Genomic DNA, 11965 nt, shown 5'->3' on the forward strand with positions numbered 1-11965 from the left:
GTACCAACTGGCGGTATCTTCGACCAAGTCGTCCACCGGCCACATGTTGGGAGCCGCCGGTGGTTTCGAGTGCGGGGTACTGGCCTTGGCCCTCCATCACCAAATCCTGCCGGCGACGATCAATCTCGACGAGCCGGGGGAGGGTTGCGATCTGGATTTCGTGCCCAACGAGGTTCGGCCGACGGAGCTGGAGTACGCGTTGACGAATTCGTTCGGGTTTGGGGGGACGAACGGGGCGTTGATCATGCGGCGGTGGGCCGAGTAATCCCACGTCGGGACCCATTTGCTGGATTCTTGGCCAAGAAGGTGATTTCCGGGACCCATCTGTTGGTCTAGTGGGGAGGAGCTGCTCGTCCGCCCCATCATTTCAGGCCCTCAGGAGCCGCACTTCTCCCTCTTTTCCCACTCTCAGCGTGGAATCTGCTGTTCGAGTCGGCGCTTCTCGGCATCCTTGCCTGCCGCCAACTACACCGCTCCTTCACATTCCCTAGAGAAAGCTCGATTCAGTCTCGTTGTCTGAGAGGGCCGGGACCAGGTTAGCTCCTCAACCCGCTCGTGCTCCAGCCTCCGGATGCACGAAGGCCAAAGCTGGTGGAAAGGTACCCTCAGGGAATCGTACGGACCGGTCTCCAGAGCGCAATCTCGCCGAAGCGCTCATGTAGGCTGCCACGACTAGTCGGTAAGCTTTCTCGAAGGCTTCGCGAACCGCTTTCGAAGCGGCGAAGATCAGGGGCGCAGGGCCCTTCTTGGGCTGTTTGGGAGCTGCGTGGGGAGCCTGCTTGAGCACTCGCCTGCAACCCAGAGGCCTGGTGCCCTTCTGTCGGTGCCTGATGCGAGTCTCCTCCTCGATCTCATCCACCAGAGCCCGTACTTGAGTCTGATATTCCTCCCAGGATAGGTCTGCCCAGCAAGGCAGCTGAGCTAGCTCGAGGATCTCCTCGTGCTCGAAGTCCTCCTGCTTGGGGGGAGAAGCCGGCCGGTTGTGGCGAGCATGGCAGAGGGCCGTGCGATCCACCCAAGTGCCGCGATGGATCGGGCCTTCCAAGATCATCGAGGCGGGATGAAGGCCTGGCCATTGGAGAGGACTGGCGACCAGATCTTCCTTGCAGCCATGGGAGAGCAGGTACCGGAGGACCTGCATCTGGGAGCCTTCGTCGTCGGCCACTACCGAGTAGGAGTATTGGCGGTGCCAGAACTTGCCGGACCAGCCGTGGAGGCGCCCGGCCTCCCGGGCCAGGTTGCCGGCGAAATAGTTCATGAATCGAGCCATGGCCTTGGTGTCGGGGACAAAGAGCAGTAGGTGGACGTGGTTGCCAAAGATGACTGGGGCGATGACCTGCACGCCGGTCCGCTGGGCGGCGCGGGCGAGGATGGCCTTGGCCAGCTTGTTGAGCTGACCGTTGGGGGTGAGCAGGAAGCGGGCCTGGAGACAGCGATGGGTGACCAAGACCAGGGCTCCGCCGAGGGGTACGAATCGAATCGGTTGTTTCATGACAACTCCTTTCACTCCTGCAAGAGGGCAAAAGGGGCCGGGATCGCTCACCTTTCTCGGGAAAGGGCGGAATTTTCCCGAAATCCAAGACGGGGGACCCAAGTGTTGGTGGGAAGGTAGAAGGGCGGGACCCAAGTGTTGGTCGGTTGATTGCCGCAGCGCGTCAAGGTCGGTACAATGGAAGACCCTCGGCCCCCCGAGGACCCCGCTGGCGGGGCGTTGAGCCGCTGGCAGAAAGGATTGAGCGCTGATGGCATCCCAACCCACGACGACGGATCGGAAGAGCTCTTTACGCTTGGCGACGGAGGCGGATCGACCGGCTGCGGCGACCTCGGGAAGGCTGGGGTGGGCTCCCCGGGCGGTGGGGCCGAACCGGTTGGGGACTTTGGAAGAGCGATTTGGTCGAGAGTTCGTGGACCGGCTGGTGGGACGGGTGACGGTGGCGGACGGCGACCGGCGGTGGGTGGCGGTGCAGGCCCCGTTCACCGGGGAGACTTTGGGAGAGGTGCCGGAGGCGACGGCGGAGGATGTGGTGGAAGCGGCACGCCGGGGGCGAGATGCCCAGCGGCTGTGGAAGACCTGGACGCTGGAACAGCGGGCGGAGGTCTTTTTGCGCTTACATGATCTGATCCTGGATCGCCAGGAAGAGGTGCTGGACTTGATTCAGGTGGAGGCGGGGAAGGCGCGGGTCCACGCCTACGAAGAGGTGGCGGATGTCGCCAACGTCTGCCGCTACTATGCTCACCACGCAGAGGATCATCTGCGCAGTCAGCGCCGCATGGGCGCTTTGCCGGGGCTCACCGCCACCTGGGAACACCACCATCCCCGGGGCCTCATCGGCTTCATCTCACCGTGGAATTACCCGCTCAGCCTGGCCGCCACCGACGCCATCCCGGCGCTCATGGCGGGCAATGCGGTGCTCCTCAAACCGGATAGCCGCACTCCGTTCACGGCCCTGTGGGTGGTGGATCTGCTCTACCAGGCGGGCCTCCCCAGCGGCTTGTTTCAGGTGGTCACCGGCGCCGGCCGTACCCTGGGGGAGCCGCTCATCGAGCACAGCGATTTCCTGACTTTCACCGGCAGCACCGCCACCGGCCGCAAGGTGGCGGCCCAGGCGGGGCAGCAGCTCATCGGCTGCGCCCTGGAGCTGGGGGGCAAGAACCCGGCGGTGGTGCTCGCCGACGCCGATTTGGACCGCACCGCCGACGGCCTGATCCGCGGCTGTTTCGCCAACGCGGGACAGCTGTGCATCTCCTTTGAGCGGGTCTATGTCCACCGGGCGATCTTCGACGATCTACTGACGCTCTTCGCCGAGCGGGTGCATTGCCTGCGGGTGGGGGCGGATCTGGCCTACGGTGCCGACATGGGGTCTCTGATGTCCCAAGAGCAGCTGGACAAGGTGCAGGAGCACCTGGACGACGCCGTCGAGAAGGGCGCCACGGTGGTGGTGGGGGGACGGCCGCGGCCGGATCTGGGACCCTATTTCTTCGAGCCGACGGTACTCACCGGGGTCGAGGAGGGAATGAAGCTCTACCGCGAAGAGACCTTCGGTCCGGTGGTGGCGTTCTATCCCTTCGACACCGTGGAGGAAGCGGTGACCCAGGCCAACGACACGTCCTATGGACTCAACGCCAGCTTATGGACCGAGGATACGGAGCTAGCCCTGGAGCTGGCGGTGCGCCTGGAGGCCGGCACGGTGAATATCAACGAGGCCTACGCCGCCGCCTGGGGCTCGGTCTCGGCGCCCATGGGAGGCTACAAGGATTCAGGAGTCGGCCGCCGCCACGGTGCCGAGGGGATCCTCAAATACACCGAATCCCAGACGGTGGCGGTGCAGCGGTTGCTGCCGGTGGCGCCGCCGCCGGGAGTGAGCCACCGGGGCTTCAGCCAGATGATGAGCCAGACGCTCCGCTGGCTACGGCACGTGCCGGGCCTGCGCTGATCCCGACGGAATCAAGCCGCGGTTGCAGAGGCCCTGGCTGTCCAATTTCCACTTTCTGACGAGGTCCACGACGAACATTCCCCTCCTGGAGGAGGTTTCCCATGCCCGACGTCCTATTCACCGGTTTTCCCGGCTATCTCGGTTCTCGCCTGCTGCCCCGCGTTCTGGAGCGTTCTCCGGAGCAGCGGGCGATCTGTCTGGTGCAGCCCAAGTTCTCGGTGCTGGCACGGCAGCGGGTTCAGGAGCTGGTGATCGCCCACCCCTCGCTGGAAGGACGCATCGAATTGGCGGAGGGGGATATCACCGCTCCGGATCTGGGGCTCGGTGCCTCCCGGGAGCTGAGGGAAGGGGTCGAGGAGATCTACCACCTGGCGGCGGTGTACAACCTCAGCGTGTCCCGCGAAATCGGGATGCGGGTCAACGTCGACGGGACCCGCCACATGCTGGACTTCGCCGAGAAATGCCCCAATCTGCGGCGCTTCCAATACATCAGCACCTGCTATGTCAGCGGTCGCTACGCCGGTGCCTTCACCGAAGACGACCTGGACAAGGGGCAGGTGTTCAACAATTACTACGAGGAAACCAAATTCCTCGCCGAGGCGGAGGTCCAGATGCGCATGGCGGAGGGGATGCCTGCGACCATCTATCGCCCCGCCATCGTGGTCGGTGACAGTCGTACCGGCGAGACGCAGAAATTCGACGGCCCCTACTATGTGATCCGCTGGCTCCTCCGGCAGCCCTATGTCGCGGTGCTGCCGGTGGTCGGGGATTCGAAGAGCTATCGGGCCAACTTGGTGCCCCAGGACTTTGTCATCGAGGCCATGGCCCATCTCAGTGGGCGGGAGGATTCCGCCGGAGAGGTCTATCAGCTGGCGGATCCCTCACCGCTGACGGTGGACGAGCTGATCCAGGTCATCGGCCGGGCAGCTCACCGCAGGGTGGTGCGCATTCCGATGATGAAATTCGCCGCCAAGGCCCTCATCGACCACGTCCCCGGCGTCTACCAGCTGATGCAGATCCCGGCGCCGGCGGTGGACTATTTCGCCCACCCGACCCATTACACGTCCTTCCACACCCAGCGGGACCTGCAGGGCACGGGGATCTCCTGCCCGCCGTTCAAAACCTACGTCAAGCGTCTGGTGGACTTCGTGCGCGCCCATCCGGAGATTTCCGGCGAAGCCATGACCTGATCGCTGACCACCGTGTCAGCTCCTCGTCTCAGCTTTCCTCCGCGGAACCTTCGGAGGAACGGAAGACGAAGCGCTGGTAGGCGAGGGAGATGAGGATCAGCGAGAACGCCAGACCGACCAGGGAGGCGACGCGGTAGAGGTCCTCCAGCTCGCCGAGGTCGTAGAGGAAGACCTTCATCACGGTGACCAGCACTAGCACCAGGCTGCCCCAGCGCAGGCCCGAGGAGCGCTCCCGGATGCCCAGCACCAGGAGCACGAGGGCATAGGCCAGCCAGGTGAGGGAGAGGGTGAGGTCTCGCGCCGGCGCCCGCTCCAGGGCGCTGCCCAGGTCGTTGGTGAAGAAGACGCCGGGGGTGAAAGCATCGTAGACGGTGAGGTTGATCCAGCCGAAGATCACCAGCCCCGCCGCCAGGAAGCAGCCGTAGGCCAGCCATGGGCGGGCGCTCGAGTAGAGGCTGGAGCGCTCCAGCGGCCGCAGACGCGGCACCTCCCGAAGGCGCAGCCAGCGTCCGCCAACGATCAACACCGCCGCCGCCGGCAGGTAGGTGTAGGCGAGCCAGTTGAGCACCGGCAAGCCGACCCGCGCGCCGTCCACCACCGGGTGGTAGCTCAAGACCCAGGGATTGGCCACCAGCCGCAGGGTCACCAATGCCAGCAGCCCGCCTCCGAGGTATTTGAGCCCCGGTTGGTCCACTCGCCGCCAGAAAGCCAGCACCGCCAACGCCAGAGCCGTCCAACCGAGGGTGAGGTGCTCCTCGCGCCATTGCATGGGAATACCCACGGCGATCAGCGCCAATCCGGAGCCGGTCATCCACGCCAGGCCGATGCGGCGCGCCGAGTCCCCGGCGAACCAGGCGCCCTGGCGAGCCAGCTGGCGGATCCAGAGAGCGACACCGAAGGCCACGAGGGCGAGAGCGAGGGGAACCAAGCCGAGGAGGTCGTCGCTCCACAAGTCGAAGAAGAGAATGCTGAGCCCGACGAGCCAAAGGGGGCCCACCAGGGCGGCGAGGCGCAGGGATCCCGGCAGCGGCGGCCTGGCTTGGGAGCCTTGGAGATGCCGTCGGAAGTACACCGGCCAGGCGCAGAGCAGGGCGGCCAGAAGCCAGTATCCGGCGAGTAGCCACTGTCTGGGGGGGAAGGTGTAGAGCTCCGCCGACGCCTCGCCCCCCGGGTAGGAGAAGACCGCGGAGACGGTGGTGTACAGCGTGTGGAAGGCGAAGAGCTCGAAGATCAGCAGACCGAACGCCAGCGGCGAGCGCAGGCGGTGGATGGCAACCAGGGCCAGGGCCGTGCCGGCGAAGGTGGTCACCAGCAGGCCGGGAGCTTCGAAGCCGGGCAGGAGCCCGGTCAGGGCGGGGAGCAGGATCAGGCCGGCGGCGAAGAGAAGGGCGCTCCAGGTGGGGGCGGTGGATGGATTGCGCGAGCTATCGCGGCTCGTTGGCCACCGAGACCACATCAGGATGAGCACCGCACTGGCTCCGTAGACGGTGAAGAAGAGCCACGGTGGCGGGGCCGCCCAGGAATCTGCCGGCGGATCGAGGCTCGTCAGGCCCGCGGAGAAGAAGCCCAAGGTGGTCAGAGCGCAAGCTGCGAGCCCCAGAAGCGGTGGAGCAGCCAAGGCCTGGAGCCGGAGCAGCAGGACCAAGAGCACTGCCCAGGCCAGCAACCAGGTCCAGAAGCTCGGTGCGGCTTCGAATCCGGGGAGGACGGCGATGAGCGCTAGCAGACCGAGGGCCACCGCCGAGGCCGGCAACCAGCTCGTCGAAGGTGACTCCCGCGACGGCTCTTCCGGCGACTCACTGGAGGTCTGGAAGAGCTCGAAGAAGAGATGGAAGCCCAAGGCCAGCCCCAGGCTCACCGCCACCAGCTCCCAGCCCAACGCCGGCGTCAAGTCCGTGCCCAGAGCCCACACCGTCACCACTCCCACGGTGCCACCGGCGGCGCCCAGGGCCACCAGCGGCTCGCCCATGCGCCGGGCCAGCCATTGGGCCGCCAGCCCGAGGATCAGCAGGAAAATACCCAGCGGGTAGAGATGGGGGGAGAGGTCGGCGTCGGCGAAGCGCAGGGTGAGGGCGAAGGGGAGGAGCACCGCACCGATGTGGATCCCTTGCCAGCCCTCCAGGGGGCTCTCGTTCGGTTTGCGGGAGAGCGGTCCCAGGAGCACGAACGCTCCGGCAAAGAGTCCCAGGATCAGCATCCCCGGCCCGAGGGCGACCTTCCCCAGGGTGCCGCCCAACCAGGCGACCTGGTAGGCGGTGGTGGCGAGGAGGCCGATGGCAGCCAAGCTCGGCCAGCGGCGGCTGCGGGCCAGCGCCAGCAGGCCGATGTCGAGCACCAGGAGATAGCCAAACAGGCTCAAGGGTTGGTGTTGCAGATTGCTCAGCAGCAGCGGTGTGACGAAGCCGCCGGCGAGGCCCAGGACACCGATGACCAACGAGCGGTAGGCCCAGGACAGGCCACCGCAGAGCACGGTGACGGCGGCCATGAGGACGAAGGTAGCCCAAGGCGGGATCAGCCCGTAGAGGCTGTAGCCGGCCCAAACCGAGGCATAGAGGGCCACCACTCCGCCTCCCGCCAGGGGGTTGGCGGTCTGGGCGTAGCCGCGGCGGCGGAGCACCTGGGAGGCGATCACTGCGCTGAGCCCTGCCACTGCACCGAGGGCGACGCGCACCACCGGTGGGAAGAAGCCCTGGGCGATGGCGTAGCGCAGGAAGAGGATGGCCGCCAGGGCGAGCACGATGCCCCCCAGCAGTGCAGCCCCGCGGATGCCCAGCCAGCGCTCCCAATCGAAGCTGCTGGCGCTGGTTGGCCCCTTGGTTTCCTCCCCGGTTGGCCCCTCGCTAGCTTCATCCGGCGGTGCCTCGGGTGCCGTACTGGGGACCTCGTGCTCTGCAGGTTCGGGGGTGGTCGGAAGCCCTTCCGGGGGCGTCTCGATGCTGGAGGTGAGCGATGCCGTGGCCTCGGGGAGCTCGCTGGGGGGCTCGAGGGGCGGTGCTGGCGGCGCCGGTGCCGGGGCCGACTCCTGCGGGGCGGGCTCCGGAGGTCTATCCTGCCGCTGGCCGTCCTCCGTCCGGGGAGCCTCGGCCCGCAGATTCTCCCTTCCCCAATCTTCGACTCGCTGCCTCGCCGCCAGTTGCTTGACGGAGACCGGCTCCGCCGGAGTCTCGACTCCCGCCGAGTCGGGAGTCCGGGGAGGCGCCGCGGTGTCGGGGCTTTGGGCAGAAGGCCGATTTTGGAGCTGTTGCCGAATCGAGCTCAGCTGGATCTCCAGCTCGTCGATGCGTTGGTGAGCCTTGCGAGTGCGGACCCAATTCAGCCCCAGCAACACCCACGGTGCGACGAAGATCAGGAGCACTACCAATGCGGTCAGACACTCCATCACCCTCTCCTTTCACACCGGCCATGGACGGGAGGAGCCGAACGGAAAGAGAGACCGGCGCTGGCATCGGCCCTGTTGCTGACACCGGGATTGGAAAAATTCCCCAGAAAAACGACCTGCAAGTGCCGTTGGAAGGCACTAGAACTACAGGAGAGGGCACCTGCGCTAGTGTCCCGTAGAACTCTTGCCGCTGGCCTGGGAGCCGGAGGGCAGCAACCGGATTGGATCATGAAGATTCACTTTACCACCATCGAAAATCCCCTGACCCGCTGTGGCGGGTACTTGCGCACGGTGACGTCCCACTCGCTGCAACCCTATGCCGGCTGTTCGTTGGGCAACTCCCTCTGCGGCGTTGGCTGCTACGTGCGCCACAATCCGTGGGTCACCCGCGGCCGGACCTGGGGATCGTTTCTGGAGGTGCGCACCAACCTCGCCGAAGCCTATGGGCGCCACGCGCCCCGGGAACGCCGCTGGGCACGGCGGCAGGGGGAAGATTCTCAGGGAGTCTTCAGCATCTTTCTGTCGAGCTCCACCGAGCCTTTTCCGCCCCAGGAGGGGCGTTTCGGCATCACCCGCTCGGTGCTCGAGGCGATGCTCCAGGAGCCGCCGGACGAGCTGGTGCTCCAGACCCACAGTCATCGGGTGGCCCAGGAGGTGCAGCTGTTGAAGCGGCTGGCGGAGGTCTGTCGTCTGCGGGTGCATCTGTCGGTGGAGACGGATCGGGAGCGGCTGCCGGGCCTGCCGCCGCCAGCGAGCCCGGTGAGCCGTCGCCTGGAGGCTGCCCAGGAGCTCCGCGCCGCCGGTTTGCGCACCGTCATCACCGTCGCTCCACTCTTGCCCATGGAGCATCCGGAACGCTTTTTCCGCCGCCTGGGAGAGGTCGCCGACGCGGTGGTCATCGACCATTTCATCGGCGGTGACGGCTCGGCGGACGGCCGGCGCACCCTCCGCACCCAGCTACCGGCAGCCATGGCTCAGGTGCTTCCGGAGAGTGTCGGCCTGGGCTATCGCCGGCGCATGGTGGATCTGGCCCGCGAGGTCTTTCCGGGGCCGGTGGGGGTCGGGGCGGAGGGCTTCGCTGGCCGCTATTTGCCGGCCGGGGAGGCCACGCCATGAACCGGCCGCAGGAGGCTGTTTCCCAACCGCTAGCAACAAGACCAGCGGCAGGTTGGGGGAAGAGGGCGGCGCAGGTCGTTGCCATGGCGGTGGGGGCCGCGCTGGTGGCGCTGGCGGCCCGCTGGTCCTTCCCCGTCCCGGGCAGCCCGGTGCCGGTGAGCGCTCAGACCTTGGCGGTGCTCGTCGTGGGACTCGCCTTGGGCTCGGCGCGCGGTGCCGGGGCTCTGGCCCTCTACCTCGCCGCCGGCGCCGCCGGCCTACCGGTTTTCGCCGACGGTGCCGCGGGTCTCGAGCACCTGCTGGGGCCTACCGGCGGGTATCTCTTGGGCTTTGTGGCCGGTGCGGCGGTGGCGGGCCGCGCCCCGGTGACGACCACCTGGAGACGTAGGATTCTGCTCCTCCTCGCCGCTCACGGAGTGATTTTCGCCCTCGGCGTGCCTTGGCTGGCGGTCTTCGTCGGAACCTCGGAAGCGGTCACCGCGGGCCTCCTTCCCTTTCTTCTCGGAGCCTTGATCAAGAGCCTCCTGGCCTGGTCTCTGCTGGAGGCTGGGACGGTTTTACTCAAAAGGATGAAAAAATAACTCGTTAGAACAATGTTTTTCCATTGTTTGTGGCCAAGGCTAGTCTCGTAGTGGAATATATTCCTGCCGCAAGGATCCTGGATCTTGGGAGGAGCAAGTGTGAAGGATGGATATCACCCAGAGAGTTGTCCTTCGGTCGAAGAGATCGCGGTCATTTTGGAGACCGGGTTTGGGCTGAGTAACCGGCGGGACGCCCTGGTCTTGGAGAACCACCTGGTCGATTGGCTGAGCGGCTGCGTGACCTGCCGGCAACGGCTGGAGACGCTGCAGCGCTGGCAGGACGAGGTGGGGCATCCGAATCCGGTGGTGGTCGTTGAGGAGCGCAACCGGGCTCGGGAGCTATGGCGTGAGCTCGAGGATTTTCCCGCGGAGCGGCTCACCGAGCAGCTGGAAGAACGGCATTTCTTCTGGGCCATGTGCAGCCTGTTGGTGGAGAAGAGCAAAGAAGCTCTGGCCTACTCGCCGGCCCGCTCCGTGACGCTGGCCCACGCCGCGGTGAGTCTCACCGTTTTTCTCGACCCGGAGTACTACTCCCCGCCGCTGCTCGCCGACCTTCGAGCCCGTGCCTGGGCGTATCTGGGCAATGCGCAGCGGGTGGCGGGGGATCTGGAGGCATCGGAGAAGAGCCTGCGGGACGCGATGGTTTTCGTGAGTCGGGGCACGGGAGCGACCCTGACCCGGGGCACGGTGGCGGATCTCTTGGGCTCGTTGCGGGTGGATCAGCGGAGGCTCACCGAGGCGGTACAGAGCCTGCAGCAGGCGGCGGACCTCTACGACCGCGCCGATCGGCCCGACCTGGTGGGCAAGGTGCATCTCCTCCTCGGCAATGTTGCTGATCTGAATCAGGACCCCTCTCAGGCGATCTTCCACCTGACCAAAGCTCAACAGCTCATTGACGAAGAAGATCACGCCTATCTATTTGCCAACTGCCAGCACAACCTGCTGCATGCGCTGATCAAGGCTGGGCACTATGAGGAGGCGGAGCTCCGGCTGCCACTGGTAGAGCGCTTGTGGCGCAAGATCGGGCACTACCGCAATCTCCTCCGGTTGCGCTGGTCGGAGGGGCACATTCGCCGGCAGCTGGGGGATAGCCATGCTGCTCTCAATATTTACCGAGAGGTGTCGGCGCGATTCGAGCGCGACCGGAGTTACTATGACATGGCTTTGGTGGAGCTCGACATTGCAGAGCTGCTGGCAGGTTGCAATCGATATCCAGAGCTGGCAGAGGCGGCTGATAGAGCCTATCGAATCCTCGAGCAGCACTCTGTCCACGCTGAAGCTCTCAGGGCGCTTCTTCTTCTCGGCGAGGCTGCTAGGGCCGAGACTGCAACGGTGAACATGATTCGTACCCTGATTGAGCTCTTCTCCAGTCGGAAAGGTATGGCACTAGGTCGTTCGCCTCTAATCTCTGAGCCATGATGTAAAAGACCCCCTCCTCCGACCGGCGAGCTGTGTCGGAGGAGAGGGGGCTAGCTAGCTTCTCCAGAACCAGGTCGGCTCCCGAAGAAGGCATTTACTGCTGTCGGAAAGAGCCCTTAGATGCTCCTTCTCTCCGGATTTAGCGGTCCACTCCGAGCGTGGCCGTTGGGATCGACGAAGGAGCCGCGGGTGCAGCCGTTGGGGTCGACGAAGGACCCGCGGGAGTAACCGTTGGGGTCAACGAAGGAGCCGCGGGCGTAGCTACCAAGCCCGGCAGAGACACTTTGTTCAACGTTGAACATCGCGGAGGAGTCACCTGCTGTGGCTGGAAGCGAGAGCGCTAGCAGAAGAAGTGCGATCGCCTTGAAGTAGGTGCTGAAGGTACGAGAGTGGTTCATCCGGTTCATTAGAAAAGTCCTCCCTCCCGGCCAAAGGCTTCTCCCCCACGGATCCACCAGGCCGGGAAATATCTATAGATAGGTACTACCCTAAAGCCTGAAGAGATCGATTGGTGCAGTAGAGATGCCTTTTAAGACAAATTTTTCTTGAAAAAGACCAAGGAATCCGTCTTAAGGGGGTAGAGGAGGGAGAATCTCTCGTCGGAAAGGCTTGGAGGATGCTCTCTGTCGAGGAGAAAGTAAGCCGAGGGGAGCGAGCCTGAGGAGAAAGGAGAGTCGAGGAGGAGAGAGACGCCCGTGGGCGCGGGATCAGAGCACCGGTCCGGTGGGACGGCCCCAGGGAGGCGTCTCGAGAGGAGCCCCAGTGGGGGGGGCATGTGAGGAGGGGATAAAAAAAAGCCGGAGGAGGCGAGCCCGCCCCCTCCGGTGTCCACGTAACGCCGTCCTC

The 11965-nt window shown here is 65.3% G+C and carries 8 protein-coding genes; 6 read left to right on the forward strand and 2 right to left on the reverse strand.

The features are described 5' to 3' along the window. Positions 1-265: hypothetical protein (locus tag SX243_21590; protein MDY7095578.1), on the forward strand; the 265-nt coding region annotated here is incomplete at its 5' end. Between the two features lie 279 nt (positions 266-544). Here the strand turns inward: SX243_21590 and SX243_21595 are convergent. Then, the gene (locus SX243_21595) at positions 545-1492 is read right to left on the reverse strand and encodes a transposase (GenBank protein ID MDY7095579.1); all 948 of its coding nucleotides are present in this window, start codon (positions 1490-1492) and stop codon (positions 545-547) included. Positions 1493-1742: 250 nt separating this feature from the next. On the opposite strand from SX243_21595, the gene SX243_21600 reads away from it, so the two are divergent. Both SX243_21600 and SX243_21605 read left to right on the forward strand, forming a co-directional pair. Next, a complete protein-coding gene (locus SX243_21600) occupies positions 1743-3434 on the forward strand; it encodes a succinic semialdehyde dehydrogenase (protein MDY7095580.1) in 1692 nt (563 codons plus the stop codon). 101 nt (positions 3435-3535) lie between these two features. Beyond that, positions 3536-4624 (forward strand): SDR family oxidoreductase, encoded by a 1089-nt coding sequence (locus SX243_21605; GenBank protein ID MDY7095581.1) that lies wholly within the window; start codon positions 3536-3538, stop codon positions 4622-4624. 28 nt (positions 4625-4652) lie between these two features. Here the strand turns inward: SX243_21605 and SX243_21610 are convergent, their stop codons facing one another. Then, positions 4653-8003 carry a DUF2339 domain-containing protein gene (locus tag SX243_21610; protein ID MDY7095582.1) on the reverse strand — a complete coding sequence of 1117 codons (3351 nt, stop codon included), beginning with the start codon at positions 8001-8003 and terminating at the stop codon, positions 4653-4655. A gap of 228 nt (positions 8004-8231) precedes the next feature. On the opposite strand from SX243_21610, the gene SX243_21615 reads away from it, so the two are divergent. The 3 genes from SX243_21615 to SX243_21625 all read left to right on the forward strand — a co-directional run bounded on the left by SX243_21615 (position 8232) and on the right by SX243_21625 (position 11119). After that, positions 8232-9119: a radical SAM protein gene (locus tag SX243_21615; protein MDY7095583.1), complete on the forward strand. Its 888-nt coding sequence runs from the start codon at positions 8232-8234 to the stop codon at positions 9117-9119. A gap of 83 nt (positions 9120-9202) precedes the next feature. After that, positions 9203-9700, forward strand: coding sequence for a biotin transporter BioY (locus SX243_21620; protein MDY7095584.1), 498 nt, complete (start codon positions 9203-9205; stop codon positions 9698-9700). A 156-nt stretch (positions 9701-9856) separates the two neighbouring features. Continuing rightward, entirely contained in the window at positions 9857-11119 is a 1263-nt protein-coding gene (locus tag SX243_21625; GenBank protein ID MDY7095585.1) for a hypothetical protein, read from the forward strand. Positions 11120-11965 lie beyond the last annotated feature (846 nt).

Source organism: Acidobacteriota bacterium (assembly GCA_034211275.1).
Taxonomy (GTDB): domain Bacteria; phylum Acidobacteriota; class Thermoanaerobaculia; order Multivoradales; family JAHZIX01; genus JAGQSE01.

Coding starts and splice junctions, on each gene's coding strand:
- SX243_21610 (MDY7095582.1), bottom strand. CDS start 8,003: ATGGAGTGTCTGACCGCATTGGTAGTGCTCCTGATCTTCGTCGCACCG.
- SX243_21595 (MDY7095579.1), bottom strand. CDS start 1,492: ATGAAACAACCGATTCGATTCGTACCCCTCGGCGGAGCCCTGGTCTTG.
- SX243_21615 (MDY7095583.1), top strand. CDS start 8,232: ATGAAGATTCACTTTACCACCATCGAAAATCCCCTGACCCGCTGTGGC.
- SX243_21600 (MDY7095580.1), top strand. CDS start 1,743: ATGGCATCCCAACCCACGACGACGGATCGGAAGAGCTCTTTACGCTTG.
- SX243_21605 (MDY7095581.1), top strand. CDS start 3,536: ATGCCCGACGTCCTATTCACCGGTTTTCCCGGCTATCTCGGTTCTCGC.
- SX243_21620 (MDY7095584.1), top strand. CDS start 9,203: ATGGCGGTGGGGGCCGCGCTGGTGGCGCTGGCGGCCCGCTGGTCCTTC.